Consider the following 25,300-nt stretch of genomic DNA (forward strand, 5'->3'; position numbering starts at 1 on the left):
TCTGCCGCGAGTTCACCTTCCGTTCATCAATGCTCCGTACGTTCACCTCGCCACTGCCCGACCGAACGATTGCTGGGCCCATGGAACACATCACGCTCCTGATCGGACTCGTGATCGCCACCGCTCTCGTCTTCGACTTCACCAACGGCTTCCACGACACCGCCAACGCCATGGCGACCACCATCTCGACGGGGGCCCTCGGACCCCGCGTCGCGGTGGGCATGTCAGCCGTACTCAACCTGGTCGGCGCCTTCCTGTCGGTGGAGGTCGCCAAGACGATCTCCGGCGGGATCATCGACGAGTCGGCCGGCATCAGACCCGCGATGATCTTCGCCGCACTGGTCGGCGCGATCGTGTGGAACCTGGTGACCTGGCTGGCCGGGCTCCCCTCCAGCTCCTCGCACGCGCTCTTCGGCGGACTGATCGGCGCCACCCTCGTCTCGGTCGGCGCGCACGGCGTGCACGGGGACGCGGTCGTCATGAAAGTGATCATTCCGGCAGTGGCCGCGCCCGTGGTGGCCGGCCTCGCCTCGATGCTCGCCACCCGGCTCACCTACCGGCTCGGCCGCGCCGCCGATCCGGCGGCCACCTCGCGCGGCTACCGGGTCGGGCAGATCGCCTCCGCCGGGCTGGTGTCCCTCGCGCACGGCACCAATGACGCGCAGAAGACGATGGGCGTCATCACCCTCACGCTCATCGCCGGCGGTTCGCTCGCGCCCGGGTCCGACCCGCCGCTGTGGGTCATCTGCGCGGCCGGCACCGCGATCGCGCTGGGCACGTACATCGGCGGCTGGCGGATCATCAGGACCGTCGGCCGCGGCATCACCGACATCCAGCCGCAGCAGGGGTTCGCGGCGCAGACCGGCGCCGCGGCGACGATCCTGGCGTCCTCGCACCTGGGGTTCGCGCTGTCGACGACGCAGGTCTGCTCCGGGTCGGTACTCGGGGCCGGGCTCGGGCGGCGCGGGGCGGTGGTCCACTGGGGCACCGCCGGGCGCATGGTCGCCGCGTGGGCGCTCACCCTTCCCGCGGCCGGGCTGGTCGCCGGCGCCGCGGCCTACCTCGCCGACCGCGGGACCTGGGGGGTCACCACGGTCGGCGTGATCGGCCTCGCGGTGTGCGCGGTGGTCCGTACGGCGGCCCGCCGCAAGCCGGTCACGCACGCGAACGTCAACGACGCCGCGGCCGCCGAGGCCCCCGTCCCGGCCACGATCCCGGTCCCGGCCGCACCGGCCGTCCACCTCGCCCCCGCGGTCCACGTCGTCCCGGTCACCGTGGTCGACAGCGCGTCCGAGCCCGCGGCCGAGCCGCAACCCGCCCCCGGGCCCGCCGTTCCGGCGGCCTCCCCCGTCCCGCCTCCCGCCTCCGCTCCCACCACGGTCTGAAAGGGCACGCCATGAGCATCGACTGGCACGCGCTCGGCACGGTCCTCGCGGTCACACTGCTGTCCACCGTCGGCCTCGTCGGGGTCTTCACGCTCGGCATCGTCGGGCTCTCCCGCCCCTCGTCCGCCCAGGGCACCGCGCTCCTGACGCGCACCGGCGCCTACCTGTGCTTCGCCGCCTGCGCCGCCGCCGTCGCCTACGGCATCCACCTCATAGCCGGCTGAGCGCACCCTCCCTCCGCCGTCACCCGGCCCGCCGCCGGGACCCGCCACCTGGGTCCCGGCGGCGGGCTGTTCGCATGCCGGCGCCCGCGGGCCCCTCTCCTGTTTTCGCCGATAACACTCTGACCGAATCATCGATCCCCATCTGTGTTATCGTTGATCTCGTCAGATCGTATCGACGAAAACAAGGAGGACGCCATGTCCACCAGCGCCACCCCTGTCCGCGTCGCCCTGGTCACCGGTGGGTCCGGTGGCATCGGCCGGGCCGTCGTCCGGCGGCTCGCCCGCGACGGGTACGCCCTGGGCATTCACTACGCCGGCAACAAGGCCGCCGCCGAGGCGCTCGCCGCGGAGATCACGGGCGCCGGGGGCCGGGCCGTCACCGTCGGCGGCGACGTCGCCGACGAGCACGCCATGGCCGCCGCCTTCGACACCGTGGAGGCCGCCTTCGGCGGGCTGGACGCCGTCGTGCACACCGCCGGCGTGATGCGGCTGAAGCCGATCGTCGACCTGGACCTCGCGGAGCTGGACGCGGTGCACCGCACCAACATCCGCGGCAGCTTCGTGGTCGACCAGCAGGCCGCCCGCCGACTGCGCGCGGGCGGGGCCATCGTGAACCTCTCGACCTCCGTCGTGGGGCTCCAGTTCCCCGGCTACGGGGCCTACACCGCCAGCAAGGGCGCCGTCGAGGCGCTGACCCTGATCCTCGCCCGCGAGCTGCGCGGCCGGGACATCACCGTCAACGCGATCGCCCCCGGGCCCACCGCCACACCCCTGTTCATGGCCGGCAAGGACCAGGAGACCGTCGACCGCCTCGCGGCCCAGCCCCCGCTGGAGCGCCTGGGCACCCCCGAGGACATCGCCGAGGTGGCCGCCTTCCTGGCCGGCCCCGCCGGCCACTGGGTCAACGGCCAGACCGTCCGCGCCAACGGCGGAATCATCTAGGAGGCAGGAACAGCCATGACACCAGCCACGACACACCGCACCGGTCCGAAGGTCATCGTCGTCACCGGCGCCTCCAGCGGCATCGGCAACCTCGCCGCCCGCTTCCTGGCCGGGGCCGGGCACACCGTCTACGCGGGCATGCGCGCCACCGCCGACCGCAACGCCCCCCGCGTGGCCGAACTCGCCGCGTACGCAGAGGCGGAGGGCGTGGACGTGCGCGGCATCGAGATGGACGTGCAGGACCAGGCGTCCGTCGACGCGGCGATCGAGCAGGTCACCGCCGAGCAGGGCCGGCTGGACGTGGTCGTCCACAACGCCGGCCACATGGCGCTGGGCCCGACCGAGGCGTTCACCCCCGAACAGCTCGCCGCGCTCTACGACGCCAACGTCCTGTCCACCCAGCGCGTCAACCGCGCCGCGCTGCCGCACCTGCGCCGCCAGGGCGAGGGGCTGCTGGTGTGGGTGGGGTCGTCCTCCACCCGCGGCGGCCACCCGCCGTTCCTCGCCCCGTACTTCGCGGCGAAGGCGGGCATGGACGCACTGGCCGAGAGCTACGCCGCCGAGCTGGTCCGGTTCGGCATCGACACCGTCATCGTGGTGCCGGGCGCCTACCCGTCGGGCACCAACCACTTCGCCCACGCGGCCCGGCCGGCCGACACCGTACGGGACACCGCGTACGACGAGGCGTACGGCGCGGTGCGCGACTCCATGGCGCAGGCGCTCACCGACCTCTTCCCCGCGGGGCGGACCGTGGACGAGGTCGCGGACGAGATCGTCCGGGTGGTCGGACTGCCGCAGGGCGAGCGGCCGTTCCGCACCCACATCGACCCCAGCCGCGACGGCAGCGAGGTCGTGTCCGCGGTCAGCGACCGCATCCGCGCGGAGTTCTACCACCGCATCGGCATCCAGGAGCTGCTTCCCGAGCACGCCTCCCTCTGAGCCGGCCGCACGCCCACCCGTCGGCGCGGGGCCGCAAAGCCGCAGGCAGGCCCGGTTGACGGGGTTTCTCCGGGCGTGGTGAACTGCCGGGAGCAATGCGGCGGCAGGAGAGGAAGTCGGTGCGAATCCGACGCGGTCCCGCCACTGTCACCGGGGAGTGCACTCCCGAAGCTGGAGGCCACGGCCGGCGCACGCCGGCGGGAAGGCCCGGGAGTGCGTTGATCCGGGAGCCAGGAGACTCTCACCGCCGGTCACGTCGAGCCAGGGCGCGGACCCTGAGTGAGGACTTCGCCATGCCCTGCACGCAGGCGGCAGCCGCCCTTGCGGCCGCCGGTACCCGGATATCCGCGGCATGAGCGGCCGCCACCGTGCCTACGCGTACGGCGCCGCACTCGGCTTCCTCGGCGACCTCCTGATCGGCGACCCGCGCCGCGGCCACCCGGTGGCCGGGTTCGGGCGGGCCGCCGGCGCCCTGGAGCAGCGGATGTGGCGCGACGACCGGGGCGCCGGCAGCGCGTACGCGGCGCTGTGCGTGGGCGGCGCGGTGGCCGCGGCCGCCGTCGCCGAGCGGGCGGCCCGGCGCCGCCCGCTGCTGGGCGCGGCGCTGGCCGCGGCGGCCACCTGGTCGGTGCTGGGCGGCACTTCGCTCGCCCGGGAGGCCCGCACGATCGGCGCGGCGCTTCAGGCCGGCGACCTGGCCGCCGCCCGGGACCGGCTGCCGCACCTGTGCGGGCGGGACCCGGCCGCGCTGGACGCCGACGCGCTGGCGCGGGCGGTGGTGGAGTCGGTCGCGGAGAACACCTCGGACGCGGTGGTCGGCGCCCTGGTGTGGGGCGGGCTCGCGGGGGTGCCCGGGCTGGTCGGCTTCCGTGCCGCCAACACGCTGGACGCGATGGTCGGCCACCGCTCCCCGCGGCACCTGCGCTTCGGGTGGGCGGCCGCCCGGCTGGACGACGCGGCCGGCTACCCCGGCGCGCGGCTGACCGCCCTGCTCGCCGCGCTGGCCGGGCCGTATCCGCGCAGCGCGCTGGCCACCGCGCGCCGGGACGGGCCGCGGCACCCCTCGCCCAACGCCGGGCCGGTCGAGGCCGCGTTCGCGGGGGCGCTGCGGGTGCGGCTGGGCGGCACCCTGGCGTACGGGGGGCGGGTCGAGCACCGGCCGGTGCTGGGCGCGGGGTTCCGGCCGCCGCGGCCGGCCGACATCGGGCGCGCGGTGCGGCTGTCCCGCCGGGTCGGCGCGCTCGCGCTGGGCGCGTCGGTGCTGCTGTCGGCGGCCCGCGGCCGGACCGGCACGAGGGGTGCGCGGTGAAGGGGCTGATGGTCGCCGGGACCGGTTCGGACACCGGCAAGAGCGTGGTGACCGCGGGGATCTGCCGGTGGCTGACCCGGCAGGGCCTGCGGGTGGCGCCGTTCAAGGGCCAGAACATGTCGCTCAACTCGTACGTGACCCGGGAGGGCGCCGAGATCGGCCGGGCGCAGGCGATGCAGGCGCAGGCGGCCGGGGTGGAGCCGTCGGCGCTGATGAACCCGGTGCTGCTCAAGCCGGGCGGCGAGCAGCGCAGCCAGGTGGTGGTGCTGGGCAGGCCGGTCGGCGAGCTGAGCGCGCGCGGCTACCACGGCGGCAAGCAGGCGGAGTTGCTCGGCACCGTGGTGGACTGCCTCCAGGAGCTGGGCCGTACGCACGACGCGGTGGTCTGCGAGGGCGCGGGCAGCCCCGCGGAGATCAACCTGCGCCGTACCGACATCGTCAACATGGCGGTGGCCAGGAGCGCGCGGCTGCCGGTGGTCGTGGTGGGCGACATCGACCGCGGCGGCGTCTTCGCGTCCTTCTACGGCACGACGGCGCTGCTCGCGAAGGAGGACCAGCGGCTCGTCGCGGGCTACCTGGTGAACAAGTTCCGCGGTGACGTCTCGCTGCTCCGGCCGGGCCTGGACATGCTGCACGGCCTCACCGGCCGCCCCACCCTCGGGGTGCTGCCCTTCGCGCACGGCCTGGGCATCGACGAGGAGGACGGGCTGCGGGTGTCGCTGCGCGGCGCGGTGCGCGAGTCCGCGGTCGAGGCGCCCCACGGCGAGGAGGTGCTGCGGGTCGCGGTGGCCGCGGTGCCGCTGATGTCGAACTTCACCGACCTCGACGCGCTGGCCGCCGAACCCGGTGTGGTGGTGCGGTTCGTGGACCGCCCGGACGAACTGGCCGACGCCGACCTGGTGGTGCTGCCCGGCACCCGCGGCACCGTCCGCGCGCTGGAGTGGCTGCACGCGCGCGGCCTGGCCGACGCGGTACGGCAGCGCGCGGCGCAGGGCCGCCCGGTGCTGGGCATCTGCGGCGGCTTCCAACTGCTGGCCGAGAGCATCGACGACGAGGTGGAGTCGAAGGCCGGTACGGTCCGGGCGCTGGGCCTGCTGCCGGTACGGGTCCGCTTCGCCCGGGAGAAGACCCTCGCCCGCCCGGAGGGCACGCAGTACGGCGAGCCGGTGCGCGGCTACGAGATCCACCACGGGGTGGCCGAACTGCGCGGCGGCGACGAGCCGTTCCTCGACGGCTGCCGGGTCGGCGCGGTGTGGGGCACCCACTGGCACGGGTCGCTGGAGAGCGACGGCTTCCGGCGGGCGTTCCTGCGGCAGGTGGCCGCGGCGGCCGGGCGGCGCTTCGTGCCCGCGCCCGGCACCCGCTTCGAGGCGCTGCGGGAGGAGCAGTTGGAGCGGCTGGCGGACCTGGTCGAGGAGCACGCCGACACCGGGGCGCTGCTGCGGCTGGTGGAGCAGGGCCCGCCGGAGGGCCTGCCGTTCCTGCCGCCGGGGGCGCCGTGAGACCGCCGCCGCCCCGCGCACAGCAGGCACCGCCGCAGGCGCCGCGCATGGCCCCGAACCCACGACTTCCGCTCGAAGGAGCGATCCTGGCATGAGCATCACCTATCCGTTCACCGCTGTCGTCGGGCAGGACGACCTGCGGCTGGCCCTGCTGCTCAACGCGGTCTCGCCCGCGGTGGGGGGTGTGCTGGTGCGCGGGGAGAAGGGGACGGCGAAGACGACGACGGTGCGCGCGGTCGCCGCGCTGCTGCCGGACGTGGCGGTGGTGCCCGGCTGCCGGTTCAGCTGCGACCCGGCCGCGCCGGACCCGGGCTGCCCGGACGGGCCGCACGACCCGGACCCGGCCGGCGCCCGGCGCGCCACGAAGCTCGTCGAGTTGCCGGTGGGTGCCTCCGAGGACCGGCTCGTCGGCGCGCTGGACTTCGAACGGGCGCTGGCCGAGGGCGTGAAGGCGTTCGAGCCGGGGCTGCTGGCCGAGGCGCACCGGGGTGTGCTCTACGTCGACGAGGTCAACCTCCTCAACGACCACCTGGTGGATGTGCTGCTGGACGCCGCCGCGACGGGGGCGAGCTACGTGGAGCGCGAGGGCGTGTCGGTGCGGCACGCGGCGCGCTTCCTGCTGGTGGGCACGATGAACCCCGAAGAGGGCGAGCTGCGGCCGCAGTTGCTCGACCGGTTCGGGCTGACCGTGGAGGTCACCGCCTCGCGCGAGACCGACGAGCGGGTGGAGGTGGTGCGCCGCCGGCTGGCCTACGACGCGGACCCGGCGGCCTTCGCCGCGCGGTGGGCGGAGGAGGAGCGGCGGACCCGGGAGCGGATCGCGGCCGCACGGGCGCTGCTGCCGTCGGTGGTGCTCGGCGACACGGTGCTGCGGCAGATCGCGGCGACCTGCGCGGCCTTCGAGGTGGACGGGATGCGCGCGGACATCGTGATGGCGCGTACCGCGACCGCGCTGGCGGCGTGGGCGGGCCGCACCGAGGTGACGGCCGACGACGTCCGGCAGGCCGCGCTGCTGGCGCTGCCGCACCGGCGCCGCCGCAACCCGTTCGACGCGCCCGGGCTGGACGAGCAGAAGCTGGACGAGGCGCTGGAGCAGGCCCGGCAGGAGGCCGAGCAGGCGGCGGCCGAGCAGGCGGCGAACGACGTGGACGAGCGCCCGGGCCCGGACGACGACCCGGAGCCCGACCCCGATCCTGACGGCGGCCCCGGCCCGGACGGCGGCCCCGAGGGCGGCCCGGGCGGCGACGGCCCCGGCGGGGGCGGCGGGGTGCCGCCGCAGCGCGAGGACACCGCGGGCCCCGAGGCCGGCGACTCGGCCCCCGACGCCGGCGCCGAACCCGCATCCCCGCAGCCCGGCGCGGGCGCGGGCGCGGCGGCAGGTGCCGAGCAGCCGCCGTCCGCCGCCGGTGAGCCGTACCGGACCCGGGCGCTGACCGTGCCCGGGCTCGGCGAGGGCGCGGCCGGGCGGCGCTCGCGGGCCCGCACCGCGCAGGGGCGGACGACGGGCGCGGAGCTGCCGCACGGCCGGCTCGCGGCGCTGCACCTGACGGCGACGCTGCGCGCGGCGGCGCCGCACCAGCGGGCGCGGGGGCGGGCGGGCGCCGGGCTGGTGGTGCGCCGGGCGGATCTGCGGCAGGCGGTGCGGGAGGGCCGGGAGGGCAACCTCGTGCTGTTCGTGGTCGACGCGTCGGGCTCGATGGCCGCGCGGAAGCGGATGGTGGCGGTGAAGGGCGCGGTGCTGTCGCTGCTGCTCGACGCCTACCAGCGGCGGGACAAGGTCGGCCTGGTCACGTTCCGGGGCGCCGGCGCGGAGTTGGCGCTGCCGCCGACGTCGTCGGTAGACGCGGGCGCGGCGCGGCTGGAGAAGCTGCCGACCGGGGGCCGCACCCCGCTGGCGGCGGGGCTGCTGCGGGCGCACGAGGTGCTGCGGGTGGAGCGGCTGCGGGACGCCTCGCGGCGGCCGCTGCTGGTGGTGGTGACCGACGGGCGCGCCACCGGCGGGCCCGAGCCGCTGCCGCGGGCGGCGCGGGCGGCCCGGCTGCTGGCCGCGTCCGGGGTCGCGTCGGTGGTGGTGGACTGCGAGACGGGCCCGGTCCGGCTGGGCCTGGCCGGGACGCTCGCCCGGGATCTGGGCGCCGCCGCGGTGACATTGGAGGAGCTGCGGGCCGACACGGTGTCCGCGCTGGTCAAGGACGTACGGAGGGCCGCGTAATGCCGCAGGGACAGCCGAGTGTGGTGCCGGACGACGGGCTGACCACGCGCCAGCGCCGCAACCGGCCGCTGACGATCGTGCACACCGGGCCGGGCAAGGGGAAGTCCACGGCCGCCTTCGGGATGGCGCTGCGGGCCTGGAACCAGGGCTGGCCGGTGGGGGTGTTCCAGTTCGTGAAGTCCGCGAAGTGGAAGGTCGGCGAGGAGCGGGCGCTGAAGGTGCTGGGCGCCTCCGGCGAGGGCGGCGAGGTCGTCTGGCACAAGATGGGCGAGGGCTGGTCCTGGGTGCAGCGCGACCCCGCCTCCAGCGAGGAGGCCGCCCGGGAGGGCTGGGAGCAGGTCAAGCGGGACCTGGCGGCCCAGACCTACCGGCTCTACGTGCTGGACGAGTTCGCGTACCCGATGCACTGGGGATGGGTGCCGGTGGCGGAGGTCGTCGAGGTGCTGCGGGACCGCCCGGGCAGCCAGCACGTGGTGGTCACCGGGCGCAACGCGCCGGCCGAACTCCTGGACTTCGCGGACCTGGTGACGGAGATGACGAAGGTCAAGCACCCGATGGACACCGGGCAGAAGGGGCAGCGGGGGATCGAGTGGTGAGTCCGGCCACCGGTACGGGCGCGGTGCCCGAGCCGCGGGAGACGGTGCCGCAGGGCGCGGTGCCGCGGTTCGCGATGCCGCGGTTCGTGGTCGCCGCGCCGTCCTCGCGCAGCGGCAAGACGACGGTCGCCACCGGGCTGATGGCCGCGTTCGCCGCGCGCGGCCTGGCCGTCTCCCCGCACAAGGTCGGCCCGGACTACATCGACCCGGGCTACCACGCGCTGGCCACCGGCCGGCCCGGCCGCAACCTCGACCCGTACCTGTGCGGGGTGGAGCGGATGGTGCCGCTGTTCCTGCACGGCGCCGCCGGGGCCGGGCTGGCCGTCGTGGAGGGGGTGATGGGCCTGTTCGACGGCGCCACCGGGCACGGCGAGCTGGCCTCGACCGCGCAGGTCGCCAAGGTGCTGGCCGCGCCCGTGGTGCTGGTGGTGGACGCGTCCGCGCAGGCCCGGTCGGTCGCCGCGCTGGTGCACGGCTTCGCGTCCTTCGACCCGGGGGTGCGGCTGGGCGGCGTGGTGCTCAACAAGGTCGGGTCGGCCCGGCACGAGGAGATCCTGCGCACGGCCCTGGAGGAGGTCGGTATGCCGGTGCTGGGCGCGCTGGGCCGCTCCGACGTGCTGGCGGTGCCGGCCCGCCACCTCGGGCTGGTGCCGGCGGCCGAGCGGCGCGCGGAGGCGCTGGCGTGGGTGCGGGCGGTGGCCGGAAAGGTCGCCGCGGGCTGCGACATGGACGCGCTGTTCGCGCTGGCGCGCACCGCTCCCCCGCTGGCCGGCCCCGCGTGGGACCCGGCCGCCGAAGTCGCCGCCGAAGTGACCGCCGGCGCCCCCGCCGAACGCGCCGGCCGTACCGCCGCCCGGCCCGTGGTCGCGGTGGCCCGCGGCGCCGCCTTCACCTTCGCCTACCCCGAGCACGAAGAGCTGCTGGCCGCCGCGGGCGCCGACGTCGTCGGCTTCGACCCGCTGACCGACGAGGCGCTGCCGCCCGGCACCCGGGGGGTCGTGATCGGCGGCGGCTTCCCCGAGATGTACGGGCCCGAGCTGTCCGCCAACGGCGCGCTGCGCCGCGAGGTCGCGCGCTTCTCCGGCCCGGTGGCCGCCGAGTGCGCCGGACTGCTGTACCTGGTACGGGAGTTGGACGGGCATCCGATGTGCGGGGTGCTCGACGCGAAGGCGTGGATGGGCGAGCGGCTGACCCTCGGCTACCGCGAGGCGGTGGCCGTCGGCGACAGCGTGCTGGCCGCCGCCGGCACCCGGGTGCGCGGCCACGAGTTCCACCGCACCCGGGTCGAGCCGGGCGCCGGGCCGGCCCCGGCGTGGGGCTTCGTCCGCCCCGAGCGCCGCGTCGAGGGCTTCGCCCACGGCCGGCTGCACGCCTCCTACCTGCACACGCACTGGGCCGCGGCGCCCGCCCTGGCCCGGCGGCTGGTCACCTCCTGCGCGGCCGGGCCGCCCCGGTGACCGGACGGCCGTACCACATCGGGGTGGGCGCGAGCCGCGCCGCGGACCCGGCCGAGGTGCTGGCGCTGGTCCGCGCGGCACTGGCGGAGGCGGCCGCACTGGCGGAGTCCCCCGGGCCGGTCGCGGCAGCGGGGCCCGCCGCCGCACCAGGGTTGGCGCGCATCGCCACCGTGGCCGGGAAGGAGGGCGCGCCCGCGATCGCCGGTGCGGCGGCCGAACTCGGCGTGGCGGTGGCCGGGTTCGGCCCGGCGGAGCTGGCGCGGGTGGCGGTCCCGACGCCGTCGCCGGTGGTGCTCGGCGCGCTCGGCACCCCGTCGGTGGCCGAGGCCGCGGCGCTCCTGTCCGCCGGTCCAGGCGCCGAACTCGCCCTGCCCAAACGGAAGTCGGCGCACGCCACGGTGGCGGTCGCCCGTGTCCCCCCTGGAGCCGACGACGTGTATCCCGACGGCCATGACCTGCGGCACCACGGCGACGCGGAGGTGGGTGAGGGGCTGGTCGACCTGGCGGTGAACGTCCGCGCGGGCACGCCCCCGGACTGGCTGGTCGAGGTGGTCGGCGCCACGCTGACCGGGCTGGCGGCCTATCCGGACGGGCGGGCGGCACGGCACGCGGTGGCGGTGCGGCACGGGCGGGCGGACGCGGAGGTGCTGCTGACCGCGGGCGCGGCCGAGGCGTTCGTCCTGCTGGCGCGGGTGCTGCGGCCGCGGCGCGCGGTGGTGGTGCACCCGCAGTTCACGGAGCCGGAGGCGGCGCTGCGGGCGGCCGGGCACCTGGTCGAGCGAGTACTGCTGGACGCCTCCGACGGCTTCCGGCTCGACCCGGGCAAGGTGCCCGCCGACGCGGACCTGGTGGTGGTCGGCAACCCGACGAACCCCACCTCGGTGCTCCATCCGGCGGCGCTGCTGCGGGAGTTGGCCCGGCCGGGGCGCACCCTGGTGGTGGACGAGGCGTTCATGGACGCGGTGCCGGGCGAGCGGGAGTCCCTGGCGGACGGCGGCGGCGCGGTGCCCGGCCTGGTGGTGCTGCGCAGCCTGACCAAGACCTGGGGCCTGGCCGGCCTGCGGATCGGATACGTGCTGGGCGCTCCGGAGTTGGTGGCCGCGCTGGCCGCCGCGCAGCCGCTGTGGGCGGTGTCGTCACCCGCGCTGGCGGCCGCCGAGGCGTGCGTGTCGCCGGCCGCGGTCGCCGAGGCCGCCGAGGCCGCCCGGCAGGTCGCGGCCGACCGGGCCCACCTGCTGGCGCGGCTGGGCGAGTTGCCGCGGGTCGAGGTCGCCGGGCCGGCCCCCGCGGCGCCGTTCGTCCTGCTGTCCACGCCGGGGGCGGCGGACGTGCGCGCGGCGCTGCGGGAGTCCGGTTACGCGGTGCGCCGCGGCGACACGTTCCCCGGCCTCGGCCCGGACTGGCTGCGGGTGGCGGTACGCGACCGCCGTACCACCGACCGCTTCGCCGACGCGCTGGCCAAGGTGCTCACTTCACGCCCAGCGCGCTGAGGTCGATCTGGCCGAGTACCTGCTGCTGGTAGACGTTGGTCAGCCGCGGGCCGCGGTAGACCAGGTGGCGGTCGTAGACGACGGGCACCGTGGCGGCGTCGGAGAGCACCTGGGCGTCGATCTTCGTCCACGCCTTCTGCGCGGCCGAGGCGCTGGTGAGCGCGTCGGCCTGGTCGACCATGCTGTTCAGGGTGCTGTCGTCGAGGCCCGCGTAGTTGGTCTCCGAGCCGGGGGCGACGAGTTGGCGCAGGAAGCCGCCGCCGGTCGGGTAGTCGGCGACCCAACCGGTGTACACCATGCCCCACTTGGCCGCCTTGAGCTTCGCCGAGGAGAAGAGGGTGTCGTAGAAGTCGGTGCTGTCCACGACCTTGACGGTGACCTTGATGCCGACCTTCGCCAGGGCCGCCTGCATCGCCTCCATCGCCTGCTGGCCCCGGGAGGCGCCGGACAGGCCCACCAGGGTGGTGCTGAAGCCGCCGGGCTTGCCGCACTGGCTCAGTTCGGTCTTGGCGTAGCTGTCCACCGCTCCCCCGGTGGTGGAGGCGTACATGTTCGCCTTCGGGTCGTAGCTGATGTTGGTGGGCGGCAGCATCGTGGTGGCGACGTCACCGCCTTCGTACTGCCCGCCGAGCGCGGCCCGCACCTGCTCGCGGTCGATCGCGTAGGCGACGGCCCGGCGGCAGGCGACGTTGTCGAACGGCGCCACGTCGGTGCGCAGGCTCAGGTAGCGGGTGGCGCCGGTGTAGGCGAGGTCGGCGTTGGCCTTGTTGGACGGGTCGTTGATGACCTTCGTCTCGGTGTCGTCGTCGAGCAGCGACTCGGTGAAGTCCAGGTCGGCGCTGCCGTCGAGGAGCGCCTGCTCGACGGCCTGCTGGGTGTCGTAGGACTTCAGCTGGTAGCCGGCGGGCAGTTGGGAGCGCACCGGGTCGGTGCTCGCCTGCCACTCGGTGTTGCGCACCAGGTGGAGCGACTTGCCGGGGGTGTAGTCGGCCACCTTGTACGGGCCGCTGGCCACCGGGTGCGCTTCGTAGTCCTTGCCGCCGCCGGTGTCGGCGCTCGGCGGGACCACGGCGCCGTCGGCCATCGCGAGGATGTACGGGAAGTCGGTGTAGGGCTTGGCGAGGGAGAAGACCACGGTGCTGTCGTCGGGGGTGGTGACCGACTTCAGGCCCATCTTGTCCGGGTCGCTGTCGTCGTACGGGCCCGGGTAGTGCTGGCCCTGGTCGAGCAGGTCGGACAGGTAGGTGGAGCCGTTGGGGTGCACCGTCAGGTCGAAGGTGCGCTCGACGCCGTACTTGACGTCCTTGGAGGTGATCGCCGAGCCGTCCTGGAAGCGCAGCCCCTTCTTCAGGTGGAAGGTCCAGGTCCGGCCGTTGTCGCTGACGTCGCCGGTGGTGGTGGCGAGGTCGGGCAGGAGCCGGCGGCCCTTGTCGCCGGGCGCGGGCGCGTAGCTGACCAGGCTGCGGTAGAGCAGCCGCTGGATGTTCCAGGCGCCGGGGTCGTAGGTGTTGGCCGGGTCCAGCAGCGCGTCGGGGAAGTTGGAGGTGGCCAGCTGCACGGTGCCGCCGGTCTGGGTGGAGGGGCGGACGACGCCGTCGTTGCCGCCGTTGAACCCGCTGCCCTCCTTGCCGCCGTGCCGTTTGAGGGCGGCCTGCGTGCCGACGACCGGTCCCGAGGTCGTCGGGTGCGGGTCGGGCGAGGGGCCCGGCTTGCCGCCGCCGCCGCTGAGGGCCCCGGTGGCCAGCACGACCGAGACGGTGATGCCGGCGACGGCGAGTCCGGCCACGCCGGTGAGGACCTTGCGGCGGGTGTTCCAGCGCGGCCCGGGGACCGGCGGCACGCCGGGCGGCGGGACCTGCGCCAGGCCGGGGGCGGACGGCGGCGGGGTGCCGTTGTTCGCGGGCGGCGGGGTGCCCGGTTGATACGGCGGGGGCAGCGGGACCTGCGGGCTGCGGGAGTAGGCGGGGTGCTCCGGCGGCGGGGTCGGGGACGGCTGCGGGCCGGCCGCGGCGGGCTGGTAGGGGCCGGGTATCTGCGGCGGGGGCGTGCCCTGGCCGGGCGGCGCGGGAAGGACGGGCAGGGCGCCGCCGACGCCGAAGGTGGCGCGCGGGTCGGCGCCGGCCGGCGGCTGGGCGGACGCGGCCGGGTTCGGGGTGGAGGCGGGGCCCGGAGTGGAGGCGGGGGTGGGGGCCGGGTTCGGGGTGGACGCCGGGCCGCTTCTCGGGGCGGGCTTCGCCAGGCCGAAGTCGGCGGTCGGCATCGTGGCCGGGCCGTTCACGGCCGCGGAGCGGGCGGCGGTCAGCCAGGCCCACAGCCGGGCCCGGTAGATCCCGGCGTCGGCCGGGCGGTCCGCGGGCGCCTTCGCGAGCGCGGCCATCACCAGTTCGTCGAGCTCCGGTGTCACCCGCGGGTTGCGGGTGGAGGGCGCGGGCGGCTCGGCGTGGACGTGCCAGTACATCAGGCTCAGCGGGTTGCCGTCGTGGAACGGCGGCTTGCCGGTGAGCAGTTCGGTGAGCACGCAGCCGACCGCGTAGATGTCGCTGCGGGCGTCCACGTCGCTGCCGTTGATCTGCTCGGGCGACATGTAGCTGGGGGTGCCGACGGAGGAGCCGGCGGTGGTCAGCCGCGTGTCGGTGTCCAGCACGCGGGCGATGCCGAAGTCGGCGACCTTGACCGCGCCTTCCTCGGTGACCATGACGTTGGCGGGCTTCACGTCGCGGTGCACGGTGCCGTGGCTGTGCGCGTGGGCGAGCGCGTCGAGGATGTCGCAGACGATCCGCACCGCCCGCTCCGGCTCGAACGGGGCCTGCTCGCGGACGAGTTGGGACAGGGTACCGCCGCGGACGTACTCCATGACGAGGTACGGCACCACGGTGTCGCCGTCCCGGTACTCGTCCTGGTCGTGCACGGTGACGATGCCGGGGTGGTTCAGCCCGCCCGCGGCGTGCGCCTCGCGGGCGAACCGGCGGCGGGCGTCGGGGTCGAGCGCCAGTTCCGGCATGAGGGTCTTGATCGCCACGATCCGGCCCATCCGGGTGTCACGGGCGCGGTGCACCCGTGCCATGCCGCCGGAGCCGAGCAGCTCCGCGAGTTCGTATCTGCCCGCGAAAAGCCCGTCGCTCATACCTGCCCGCCCTGTCGCCCCACCGTGTCAGTGCCCATGCGGCGATCGTCAGCCGTCCCCGGGCGTGGGGACAGCCTACGGGGGCGGCGCCGGTGCCGGTGCCGCCCCCCGGGCTTGTTACCGCCTTGTGCCGGTCACGCGCCGCCGGTGGACGAACCGGCCGCCTTGCGGCGGCGGTTGGTGACCACGAAGGTGAGCGCGCCCGCGGCCACCAGCGCCGCGGCGCCGCCGGCGAGGTACGGGGTGCTGGAACTGGCGCCGGTCTCGGCGAGGTTGCCGGTGGACGCGGTGTCGGCGACGGTCTGGGTGCGGACCCCGGAGCCGGACGAGCCCGCCGAACCCGGCGCGCCGGACGAACCCGCGGAGCCGGAGGAGCCCGCCGAACCCGGCGCGCCGGACGAACCCGCGGAGCCGGAGGAGCCCGCCGAACCGGCGGACCCGCCGCTGCTGCTCGAACCGCCGTTCGCGGCGCCGCCGTTGCCGGAGCCGCCCGAGGAGTGGCCGCCGGACGTACCGCCGTTGTCCGCGCCGGTGGAGGAACCGCCCGTCGACGAACCGCCGGTGGACGAACCCCCGGTGGAGGAGGTGCTGCCGCCCTTGGGAGTGCGGCAGGTGGCCCGGGCGAGGGTGATGTCCCCAGTGACGTGGGCGACGCCGAGGTTCAGCGGGTCGATGTCGACCCTGAGGTGCAGCGCGGTGGCCGCCGCGGTGCTGGAGGTGGTGACGGCGTCGGTCAGTTGGAGGTCGACCTCGCCGACGCCCGGGACGGCGACCTTGGTGGTGCCGACCGCCGACAGCTCGGTCCGCCGGCCGAGCACGGTCAGGCCGACCAGGTGCGAGGAGGCGGTCGGGCGGTGCCCGACCTGGCAGGTCGCGGTGGACGTCACCGCGTCCAGCTTGACCGCGGACAGCAGCGGCAGGCCGGGCACGTGCAGGTCGGCCCCCGCGATCCGGGCCACGCCCTCGGCCTTGTCCGGGCCGGTGGTGGCGTTCGCGGTGGCGGCGGTGGCGCGCAGCAGGTCGACGGCGCGGCCGGACTCGACGCCGTGGCCGACGGTGACGGTCAGCGCGGTCTTCCTGGCGTCGGCCGGGGCCTGCACGTCGTTGAGCGAGACGTTCAGCGGGACGTCCACGGCGCGGCCCAGCAGGGCCACGTCCAGGCTCGCGCGCAGGTCGGCGGCCGTGGCGGCGCCGGGGTCGTGCGCGGTCGCGGGCGCCGCCTGCACGGTCGGTGCGACGGCGAGCACGGCCACGGCCGCCACCGCCGTCGCGGCGCCGAGAGCGGCGGCCGAACGGCGTGCGGGCAGGCGGAAGTTGATGGTGCGGTACACGGTTGGGAAACCCCCACGTACGGGATGGCGCCCCCGGCGCGCGCTGATTGGGGACAGCCGCCGGGGACATCGACCCGGCAATATTTACGCACTGAGCGTCAACACACGGCTACACGGAGCCAGTTCACTCAGAAGGGTGGTTTCCGCGCATGTCTTCGATTTCCGGTGTACGGCCGTTCCGTACGGTTCACCGCCGCGGGCGAGCGCGCGCCCTTCCGGGAGCGCGCCGGCGCGCTCCCGGCCTCAGGCGACGGTGCGCCCGCGCAGCACCACCCGGCGCGGCGCGGCCAGGACGCGGACGTCCGCGCGCGGGTCCGCCTCGTAGACGACCAGGTCGGCCGGCGCGCCCTCGGTCAGGCCGTCGCGGCCCAGCCAGCGCCGGGCGCCCCAGGTCGCGGCGGACAGCGCGGCCGTGGCCGGCAGCCCGGCGGCCACCAGCTCGGCCACCTCCGCGGCGACCAGCCCGTGCGGGAGGCTGCCGCCCGCGTCGGTGCCCGCGTAGACGGGGACGCCGGCGTCGTACGCGTCCCGTACGGTCTGGTAGCGGCGTGCGTGCAGCCGTTCCAGGTGGGCGGACCAGCGGGGGAACTTGGCGGCGCCGCCGGCCGCGAGCCGCGGGAAGGTGGCGATGTTGACCAGGGTGGGCACGATGGCCACGCCCCGCTCGGCGAAGAGCGGGACCGTCTCGGCGGTCAGGCCGGTGGCGTGCTCGACGCAGTCGATCCCGGCGGCCACCAGGTCCGTCAGGGAGTCCTCGGCGAAGCAGTGCGCGGTGACCCGGGCGCCCTCCTCGTGGGCGGCCGCGATCGCCTCGCGCAGCGCGTCCCGCGGCCAGCACGGCGCGAGGTCGCCGATGCCGCGGTCGATCCAGTCGCCGACCAGCTTCACCCAGCCGTCGCCCCGGCGCGCCTCGCGGCGCACGTAGGCGGTGAGGTCGCCGGGCTCGATCTCGTGGGCGTAGTTGCGGATGTAGCGGCGGGTGCGGGCGATGTGGCGGCCGGCGCGGATGATCCGGGGCAGGTCCGCGCGGTCGTCGATCCAGCGGGTGTCGGCGGGGGTGCCGGCGTCGCGCAGCAGCAGGGCGCCCGCCTCGCGCTCGGTCAGCGCCTGCTTCTCGGTGGTGGCCTCGTCCACGGCGCCGTGCGCGTCGAGGCCGACGTGGCAGTGCGCGTCCACCAGCCCGGGCAGCACCCAGCCGGTGGCGGTCGCGGTGACCTCGGCGGCGGGCCGCCGGTAGGTGATCCGGCCGCCGACCACCCAGAGTTCGTCCCTGACCTCCGCGTCGTCCGGGCCGGCCAGCACCCGGCCCCGCACGTGCAGCACCTCGTTCGCTCCGGCTCCCATACGGGCACTGTACGGCCCCGGGCGGCCCCGGCGTCAGGGCGTCAGGGCGTCACGACGTGAGACGCCAGGGCGTCAGGAGACCGCGTCAGGAGACCAGGGAGGACAGGTCGACGGCGTCGGCCATCGCCAGCATCCCCGCGTCATTGGGGTGCAGGTGGTCGCCGGAGTCGTACGCGGGGGCGAGGGCGCCGGGGTTCGACGGGTCGCGGAGGGCCTGGTCGAAGTCGGCCACCGCGTCGAACGCGCCGCTGGTCCTGATCCACCGGTTGACCTGCTCGCGGATCGCGTTCATCGCGGGGCTGAGCTTGCTGTAGGGCAGGATCGTCGCGCCGATCATCCGGACCCCGGCGGCGTGACCGCTCGCGATGAGGGTGCGGTAGCCGTCGATGAGGTCGCGCGCGGTCAGCGGGCCGCCGGTGCTGTTGATGTCGTTGCTCAGGTCGTTGACGCCCTCGAGCACGATGACGTCCTTGACGCCGGGCACGCCGAGCGCGTCGTGGTCGAAGCGCTGGACGCCGCTGGGGCCGCGGTAGATCTGCGGGGCGACGCTCAGCAGGCGGTTGCCCGCGATGCCCGCGTCGGTGACGCCGAGCCGCTGCCCGCCGGGGGCGCTGGACAGCCGCCGGGCGAGCTGGTCGGGCCAGCGGCGGTTGGCGCCCGCGGTCGAGTGGTAGCCGTCGGTGATCGAGTCGCCGAAGGCGACCACGGTCGCGTGCGCGGTCGGCGAGACCACGTCGAGGCCGGACAGGTAGTACCAGGAGCCGCGGGTACGGGCGTAGCCCGCGGCGGAGTCGTCGGCGGCGTGGTCGACGCCGTCGGTGGAGACGTACGTCGTCTCGTACGCCTCGCGGTGGAAGGTGGAGGGGCCGGTCGGGCCCGGCAGGTAGAGGCTGACCAGCAGGTTCTGGTCGGCGTTCACCCGCATCGGGATGACGTCGCTGTAGCGCTCGCCGCCCGCGGCCACCGTGGTGGAGCGCGAGCCGCCGAACGTGACGCGGTGGTGGCTGCCCGCCACGGCGCGGCCGCCGTCGTACTGCTCGGCGACGTCGGCGGCGCCCACCGTCAGCGGGCGGCCGCTGCGCAGGTCGGAGACCTTGATCCGCAGCCCGGAGCCGCCGACGCTGGTGTGCACCACCATCCGGACCGTCTGGCGGCGGAAGGACGGCCCGCCGGCGCTCATGGCGCTCTCCCAAGCGCCGACCCGGCCGGGGTAGGTCGCGGCGCTCTGCCGGCTGCTGGTGGCGGTCGCGGTGGCGGTGGCCTGGCCGCGGCCGTCGTCATGGCGGCCGCCGTGCGCGTTGGAGACCAGCAGCGCGCCGACCGTGGCGGCGGCGACCACGCCGGCCGCGGGGGCCAGCACCGAACGGCGCAGCGACCGGCCGCGGGTGCGGAGGCGGGGGGCGCGGCTGGCGCGGGACATGCGGGTTACTCCCAAGGTGGTCGCGTGCGGCCTGCGGTCTGGCGGGTCGGACGCCCCGTGCCGGGCGGCGGAGTTCCGTCGCATGTCTACAGCCCTTCCGAAAGCATATGCGGAGAACTGGTCACGACCACATCAGCGTCCCATGTGCTCAGGCCCTTCACAGCTCCGCACACCCGCACCCGGGGTGCGGCCGTCTCCGTCACCCGTACGGGGACGCGCCGGAGGTCTGTTCCGGTTCCGCCGGCAGTTCCCGCGCGGGCAGCCGCGTGAAGGTGGCGCGGTAGTCGGAGGGGGTGAGCCCCACCCGGCGGACCAGGTGCTGGCGCAGGGAGTCGGCGGTGCCCAGTCCGCTGGCGCGGGCGACCTGGTCGACCGGCAGGGTGGTGGTCTCCAGCAACTCCCGTGCGCGCTCCAGCCGTTGGTGCAGCAGCCACTGCAGCGGGCTGAGGCCGGTCTCGGCGTGGAAGCGGCGGCTGAGGGTGCGCACGCTCACGGCGGCGTGCCGCGCGAGGTCGGTGAGGGTCAGCGGGCGGTCGAGCCGGGTCATCGCCCAGGCGCGGGTCCCGGCGAGCGAGGTGCCGGTCTCGGCGGGCAGCGGGGTGTCGGTGAACTGCGCCTGGCCGCCCGGCCGTACGGGGGCGACCAGCGCGAGGCGGGAGACGGTGTTGGCGACCGCGGCGCCGTAGTCGGTGCGCACCAGGTGCAGGCACAGGTCGATGCCGGCCGCGTAGCCGGAGGAGGTGAGGATGTGCTCGTCCTGCACGTAGAGCACGTCGGGCTGGATGACCACGTCGGGGTACTTCTCGGCGAACTGCCGGGTGTAGGCCCAGTACGTGGTGGCGTTGCGGCCGTCGAGCAGCCCGGCCTCGGCGAGCAGGAAGGCGCCGGTGCAGATGGAGGCGATCCGCTTGCCGTCCCGCCCGGCCGCCCGCAGGGCGCTCAGCACGCGCGGGTCGGGGTGCTCGGCCGCGCCGGTGCCGGCCACGATCACGGTGTCGGCGCGGTCGACCGCGTCCAGGCCGCTGCGGATCACCAGGTCGGCGCCGCCGCTGGTGGTGACGGTGCCGGGGTCGGGCGTGCACATCTCTACCTCGTAGCCGGGCCGGCCGTCCAACTGGACCTTCAGCAGGAGCAGTTCGGGCACGGCGAGGTTGAACAGCGAGACGGGCTCGGAGGCGATGACGGCGACGCGGTGCGGGCGGTGGGAGGTGAAGGGTCCGGCGGCGGGCCGGCGCGCCGCGCCCGCGGAGCCGGGCGCCTCCGGGTCGGCGGGCTCGGGGCGGTCGACGGTCTCGGGGCGGTCCGCCGCCTCGGGCCGGTCGGCCGTCTCGGGGCGGTCCGCCGTCTCGGGGCGGTCCGCGGTCTTCGGGTGGTCGGCCGTCTCCGGCCCCGCGATCGTCATGGCCAGAACCTCCGGGAGTATGGCATTCAGGCCACTACTGTAGGCGGGCCGCGCTCGGCACGCTGAACGCATGCCACAGGAACGCGTCACCCCCGAGCCGCAGCTCCCGTCCTGCCGGGAGCAACCGCTCCCGTCCCCCGCGGCGGCACCCGCCGGCGCGGACCCGTCGCCGGCCGGCTCCTCCCCCCGTCTGACCCTGGTCGCGGCGGTGATCGGGTTCTTCCTGGTCACCCTCGACACGTCCGTGGTCAATGTCGCCCTGCCGGCCATGGGCCGCGAACTGCACGGCGGCCTGTCCGCCCTGCAATGGGTCGTGGACGGCTACACGCTCGCGTTCGCGTCGCTGATGCTGTCCACCGGTGCCCTGTCGGACCGGGTCGGCGCGAGCCGCGCGTTCGCGGTCGGGGCCGCGGTGTTCACCGCCGCGTCCGTGGCGTGCGGCCTGGCGCCGGACCTGGCGCTGCTGGTGGCGGCGCGGGTGGTGCAGGGCAGCGCGGCGGCCGTGGTGCTGCCCTCGTCGCTGGCGCTGGTGCGACAGGCGTTCCCCGACGCGCGTCGGCGGGCGCGGGCGATCGCGGTGTGGGCGGCGGGCGGGTCGATCGCGGTGGCGCTCGGCCCGGTGGCCGGCGGCGCGCTGACCACGGCGTGGAGCTGGCGGGCGGTCTTCTTCGTCAACCTGCCGGTGGGCGCGGCCGCGCTGGCGCTGTCCACGCGGGTGGCCCGCTCCCCGCGGCGCCCGGCGCCGCTGGACCTGCCGGGGCAGGCCACGGCGGTGGTGGCGCTGGCCGCGCTGACCTACGCGGTGATCGAGGGCGGCGCGGCGGGCGCGGTGGCGGGCGCCGTCGGGGTGCTGGCGCTGGCCGCGTTCCTGCGGGTCGAGGCCCGGCACCCGCACCCGGTGGTGCCGCTCGGGCTGTTCCGGAACGGCGCCGCGGCGACGGCGATCGCCTCGGGCGCGGCGGTGACGTTCGGGTTCTTCGGCGGGGTCTTCGTGCTCAGCCTGTTCTTCCAGCAGGTGCGCGGCGAGTCGGCGCTGACCGCGGGGCTGATGTTCCTGCCGATGACGCTGGTGATCTCGGTGATGAATGTGCTCTCGGGCCGGATCACCGACCGCCACGGGCCCGGGGTGCCGATGCTGGTCGGGCAGGGCGGGGCGGTGGTCGGGCTGCTGGTGCTGCTGCCGGTGGGCGCGGGCACGCCCGCGGTGCTGACCGCGGTCGCGATGGTGCCGCTCAGCCTCGGCGCCGCGCTGGCGGTGCCGGCGTTGACGGCCGCGGCGATGGGGGCGGTGCCGGGTGAGCGGGCCGGGATGGCGGCGGGCGTGCTCAACGCCGGGCGCCAGGTGGCGGGCGCGTTCAGCGTGGCGGTCTTCGGCGCGCTGGTCGGCGACGGCACGCACTTCGTGGCCGGGATGCGCCGGGGGCTGCTGATCGCGGCGGTGCTGCTGGCGGCCGCGGCCCTGGCCACCGCGTACGGGCTGCGCGGCGCGCGGGGCGAGACGTCCGCGGCGGGAGGACGCAAGCTGGGAGGGGGGAGGGAATGAGCCCGGCCGGGCAGCAGGCTTTCGGCCGGGGGTTTCCACCGAGGCCGAGGAGGTCCGCCATGGCGTCCGGCAAGGGGTTCAAGGTGCGCCGGGTCTACGACCCGCCCGAGAAGGACGACGGGGTACGGGTCCTGGTCGACCGGCTGTGGCCGCGCGGGGTGTCCAAGGACGCGGCCGGCATCGACGAGTGGCCGAAATCGGTGACCCCCTCCGCCGACCTGCGCAAGTGGTTCCACGCCCACGAGGACCGGTACGGCGAGTTCACCGACCGCTACCGCGCGGAACTGAGCGCCCCGGACCTGGCGGACGACCTCGCCCACCTGCGCGACCTGGCCGCCTCCCAGCCGGTGACCCTGCTGACGGCGGTCAAGCACCCCGACCACAGCCACGTCCCCGTCCTCCTGGACTCCCTGCGCGACGGCGACGCGTCGTAGCGGCAGGGAGCGGGATCGTACGGGGGCGCGGCTGCCGCGGCGGTCAGAGGCGGCCGGTGACGCGCTGCGGGACGCGGTGGGGGTTGTCGTCGCGCAGTTCGGGCGGGAGCAGCGCGGGCGGGGTGTCCTGGTAGGCGACCGGGCGCAGCCAGCGCTCGATGGCGGTGGCGCCGACGGAGGTGGACGTGGAGGTGGTGGCCGGGTAGGGGCCGCCGTGGTGCTGGGCGCCGGTGACGGCGACGCCGGTGGGCCAGCCGTTGACCAGGACCCGGCCGGCGAGTGCGGTCAGCCGGGTGAGCAGTGCGGCGGCCGGGCCGTCGGGGTCGGCCGCCTCGTCGGCGCCGAGGTGCGCGGTGGCGGTGAGGTTGCCCGGCAGGCGGTCGAGCACCGCGTCGAGCTGGCCGGCGCCGTCGTAGCGGACGACCACGGTGAGCGGGCCGAAGCACTCCTCCAGCAGCAGGTCGTACGCGCCGGGGGCGGCGAGTTCCGCGGCGTCGGCCACGACGTAGCCGGGGCGGACGGCGAGCGGGTCGGCGGCGCCGCCCGCGGCGACCGGTGCGGTGACGGCGGGCAGCGCGGCGCGGGCGGCGGTGCCCTTGAGGAAGTTCTCCCGCATCCGCCCGTCGAGCAGGACCCCGGCGGGGGCGCTGTCCGCGGCGGCGGTGAGCGCGGCGACCAGCCGGTCCCCGTCGGCGCCGGCGGGGGTGAGCACCAGGCCGGGCTTGGTGCAGAACTGCCCGCTGCCGAGGGTGAAGGAGCCGGCCAGGCCCGTGCCGATCTGCTCGGCCCGCTCGGCCGCGGCGGCGGGGGTGACCACCACCGGGTTGAGGCTGCCCAGTTCGCCGTGGAAGGGGATCGGGCGGGGGCGGGCGGCGGCCGCGTCGAACAGCGCCCGGCCGCCGCCGACCGAACCGGTGAAGCCGGCCGCGGCCACCAGCGGGTGCTGGACCAGTTCGACGCCGGCGGTGAAGCCGTGCAGCAGCACGACGGTGTCGGCGGGCAGCCCGGCCGCGACCGCGGCCTCGCGCAGCAGCCCCGCGGTCAGCTCGGAGGTGGCCGGGTGGTCCGGGTGGGCCTTGACCACGACCGGGCAGCCCGCGGCGAGCGCGCTCGCGGTGTCGCCGCCGGGGACGGAGAAGGCGAGCGGGAAGTTGCTGGCCGCGTAGACCGCCACGACGCCGAGCGGGATCTTGTAGCGGCGCAGGTCCGGCCGCGGGATGGGCTTGGCGTCCGGGTCCGGGTGGTCGATGATCACGTCGAGGAACGCGCCTTCGTCCACGACGTCGGCGAAGGTGCGCAACTGGAAGGCGGTGCGGGCCAGTTCGCCGGTGAGGCGGGGTGTGCCGAGGGCGGTCTCGGCGTCGGCGGCGGCGATCACCCGCTCGGCGTCGCGCTCCAGCAGGCCGGCGGCCGTCCGCAGCAGCCGGGCCCGTGCGCTACGGTCGGCGAGGCCGGGGAGCGCGGTGGCGGCGGCGCGTACGGCGGCGTCGACGTCGCCGGCCGTGGCCTCGACGGCGACCTGCTCGCGCTGCTTCCCGGTTCGGGGGTCCACGCTCCAGACTGGTACTGCTGCCACCGGATCTCCACCTCCGTGTGTGCGGGCCGGCCGGCTGCCGGGCGAGCCGATCGCCCGCCGGTGCGCCCGGGTTGTTCCCCGGCGCCCGTTGTCCCGACCCGCTCGTTCTCTATACTGAACAACGTCTTCACATGTGAATCTACGCCCGGAGCCTACGTCCACGCGGCCCGGCCGAACAAGAGGGGTCAGACGCGATGGCTGCTGCCGAGGGGGCCGGTTCCCAGGTCAAGTCCGCGGTCCGCACGGTCGAACTGCTGGAGTTCTTCGCGGGCCGCCCCGGCATGCACAGCCTGGCCGCCGTCCAGGAGTCCGTCGGCTACCCCAAGTCGAGCCTGTACATGCTGCTGCGCACCCTGGTCGAGCTGGGGTGGATCGAGACCGACGCGACCGGCACGCGGTACGGCATCGGGGTGCGCGCGCTGCTGGTCGGCACGTCGTACATCGACGGCGACGAGGTGGTGGCCGCCGCCCGGCCCACCCTGGACCGGCTCTCCGACGAGACCAGCGAGACCATCCACATGGCGCGGCTCGACGGCACCAACGTGGTCTACCTCGCCACCCGCCAGTCCCAGCACTACCTGCGGCCCTTCACCCGCGTCGGCCGCCGCCTGCCCGCGCACTCCACCTCGCTGGGCAAGGCGCTGCTGGCCACCTACACCGACGAGCAGGTGCGGGGGCTGCTCCCGGAGACGCTGGAGCCGCTCACCGAACACACCCACACCGACCGCGAGAAGCTGATCGAGGAGCTGGCGGCCATCCGCGAGCAGGGGTACGCGGTGGACCGCGAGGAGAACACCCTCGGGCTGCGTTGCTTCGGCATCGCCATCCCCTACCGCACCCCCGCGCGGGACGCGGTCAGCTGCTCGGTGCCGGTGGCCCGGCTCACCCCCGGGCACGAGCAGATGATCAAGGACACCCTCTTCGACGCCCGCGACCGCCTCCTGCTGGCCACCCGCCGCCTCTGAGGGCCCCGTTCCGGGTCAGTCGGCCCCGCAGCGAGGGCGCGCCGGCGCAAATGTGCCCCGGCGCACGCGCAATTGCCCGGCGGGGCACGTACGCTACCCGCACGA

19 protein-coding genes and 1 riboswitch are annotated in these 25,300 nt (G+C 75.8%); of the genes, 13 read left to right on the top strand and 6 right to left on the bottom strand.

Going from position 1 to position 25,300, the window contains the following annotated elements; translation table 11 throughout:
* Positions 1–80: 80 nt before the first annotated feature.
* The 10 genes from AC3ERT_RS23120 to cobC all read left to right on the top strand — a co-directional run bounded on the left by AC3ERT_RS23120 (position 81) and on the right by cobC (position 12,056).
* Entirely contained in the window at positions 81–1,385 is a 1,305-nt protein-coding gene (locus tag AC3ERT_RS23120) for an inorganic phosphate transporter (protein ID WP_435176513.1), read from the top strand.
* Between the two features lie 11 nt (positions 1,386–1,396).
* On the top strand, positions 1,397–1,609 hold the full coding sequence (locus tag AC3ERT_RS23125; RefSeq protein ID WP_335973262.1) for a hypothetical protein: 213 nt from the start codon (positions 1,397–1,399) through the stop codon (positions 1,607–1,609).
* Positions 1,610–1,804: 195 nt separating this feature from the next.
* Positions 1,805–2,551 (top strand): SDR family oxidoreductase, encoded by a 747-nt coding sequence (locus tag AC3ERT_RS23130; RefSeq protein WP_435176515.1) that lies wholly within the window; start codon positions 1,805–1,807, stop codon positions 2,549–2,551.
* Between the two features lie 15 nt (positions 2,552–2,566).
* Positions 2,567–3,490, top strand: coding sequence for an SDR family oxidoreductase (locus AC3ERT_RS23135; RefSeq protein WP_435176517.1), 924 nt, complete (start codon positions 2,567–2,569; stop codon positions 3,488–3,490).
* A gap of 109 nt (positions 3,491–3,599) precedes the next feature.
* A riboswitch (cobalamin riboswitch) is annotated at positions 3,600–3,731 on the top strand.
* 111 nt (positions 3,732–3,842) lie between these two features.
* On the top strand, positions 3,843–4,799 hold the full coding sequence (locus AC3ERT_RS23140; RefSeq protein ID WP_435176519.1) for a cobalamin biosynthesis protein: 957 nt from the start codon (positions 3,843–3,845) through the stop codon (positions 4,797–4,799).
* 8 nt (positions 4,800–4,807) lie between these two features.
* Complete coding sequence (locus AC3ERT_RS23145) at positions 4,808–6,301, top strand: cobyric acid synthase (RefSeq protein WP_435176590.1); 1,494 nt, start codon at positions 4,808–4,810, stop codon at positions 6,299–6,301.
* Between the two features lie 91 nt (positions 6,302–6,392).
* On the top strand, positions 6,393–8,513 hold the full coding sequence (locus AC3ERT_RS23150) for a putative cobaltochelatase (RefSeq protein ID WP_435176521.1): 2,121 nt from the start codon (positions 6,393–6,395) through the stop codon (positions 8,511–8,513).
* Positions 8,513–9,109 carry a cob(I)yrinic acid a,c-diamide adenosyltransferase gene (gene cobO, locus AC3ERT_RS23155; RefSeq protein ID WP_435176523.1) on the top strand — a complete coding sequence of 199 codons (597 nt, stop codon included), beginning with the start codon at positions 8,513–8,515 and terminating at the stop codon, positions 9,107–9,109. Before AC3ERT_RS23150 ends, cobO begins: the two co-directional genes overlap by 1 nt.
* A gap of 74 nt (positions 9,110–9,183) precedes the next feature.
* On the top strand, positions 9,184–10,566 hold the full coding sequence (locus AC3ERT_RS23160; RefSeq protein WP_435176592.1) for a cobyrinic acid a,c-diamide synthase CobB: 1,383 nt from the start codon (positions 9,184–9,186) through the stop codon (positions 10,564–10,566).
* Between the two features lie 17 nt (positions 10,567–10,583).
* Positions 10,584–12,056 carry an Rv2231c family histidinol phosphate aminotransferase CobC gene (gene cobC, locus AC3ERT_RS23165; RefSeq protein ID WP_435176594.1) on the top strand — a complete coding sequence of 491 codons (1,473 nt, stop codon included), beginning with the start codon at positions 10,584–10,586 and terminating at the stop codon, positions 12,054–12,056.
* On the opposite strand, the gene AC3ERT_RS23170 is transcribed toward cobC, so the two are convergent.
* The 5 genes from AC3ERT_RS23170 to AC3ERT_RS23190 all read right to left on the bottom strand — a co-directional run bounded on the left by AC3ERT_RS23170 (position 12,034) and on the right by AC3ERT_RS23190 (position 20,677).
* Complete coding sequence (locus AC3ERT_RS23170) at positions 12,034–15,180, bottom strand: ABC transporter substrate-binding protein (protein WP_435176525.1); 3,147 nt, start codon at positions 15,178–15,180, stop codon at positions 12,034–12,036. The genes cobC and AC3ERT_RS23170 overlap by 23 nt on opposite strands.
* Positions 15,181–15,314: 134 nt before the next feature.
* Complete coding sequence (locus tag AC3ERT_RS23175; protein WP_435176527.1) at positions 15,315–16,511, bottom strand: SCO1860 family LAETG-anchored protein; 1,197 nt, start codon at positions 16,509–16,511, stop codon at positions 15,315–15,317.
* Positions 16,512–16,754: 243 nt separating this feature from the next.
* Positions 16,755–17,855 (bottom strand): amidohydrolase family protein, encoded by a 1,101-nt coding sequence (locus tag AC3ERT_RS23180; protein WP_335973300.1) that lies wholly within the window; start codon positions 17,853–17,855, stop codon positions 16,755–16,757.
* An 85-nt stretch (positions 17,856–17,940) separates the two neighbouring features.
* Positions 17,941–19,275: an SGNH/GDSL hydrolase family protein gene (locus tag AC3ERT_RS23185; protein WP_435176529.1), complete on the bottom strand. Its 1,335-nt coding sequence runs from the start codon at positions 19,273–19,275 to the stop codon at positions 17,941–17,943.
* 199 nt (positions 19,276–19,474) lie between these two features.
* On the bottom strand, positions 19,475–20,677 hold the full coding sequence (locus AC3ERT_RS23190; RefSeq protein ID WP_435176531.1) for a GlxA family transcriptional regulator: 1,203 nt from the start codon (positions 20,675–20,677) through the stop codon (positions 19,475–19,477).
* Positions 20,678–20,747: 70 nt separating this feature from the next.
* Between AC3ERT_RS23190 and AC3ERT_RS23195 the strand changes: the two genes are divergently transcribed.
* Both AC3ERT_RS23195 and AC3ERT_RS23200 read left to right on the top strand, forming a co-directional pair.
* Entirely contained in the window at positions 20,748–22,220 is a 1,473-nt protein-coding gene (locus AC3ERT_RS23195; RefSeq protein WP_435176533.1) for an MFS transporter, read from the top strand.
* A gap of 59 nt (positions 22,221–22,279) precedes the next feature.
* On the top strand, positions 22,280–22,654 hold the full coding sequence (locus AC3ERT_RS23200) for a DUF488 domain-containing protein (protein ID WP_435176535.1): 375 nt from the start codon (positions 22,280–22,282) through the stop codon (positions 22,652–22,654).
* A 43-nt stretch (positions 22,655–22,697) separates the two neighbouring features.
* Here AC3ERT_RS23200 and AC3ERT_RS23205 read toward each other — a convergent pair whose 3' ends face one another.
* Positions 22,698–24,230, bottom strand: coding sequence for an aldehyde dehydrogenase (NADP(+)) (locus AC3ERT_RS23205; protein ID WP_435176537.1), 1,533 nt, complete (start codon positions 24,228–24,230; stop codon positions 22,698–22,700).
* Between the two features lie 194 nt (positions 24,231–24,424).
* Between AC3ERT_RS23205 and AC3ERT_RS23210 the strand changes: the two genes are divergently transcribed.
* Positions 24,425–25,195 (top strand): IclR family transcriptional regulator, encoded by a 771-nt coding sequence (locus tag AC3ERT_RS23210; protein ID WP_335973326.1) that lies wholly within the window; start codon positions 24,425–24,427, stop codon positions 25,193–25,195.
* Positions 25,196–25,300: the final 105 nt, after the last annotated feature.

The organism is Actinacidiphila sp. bgisy145 (genome assembly GCF_057708125.1).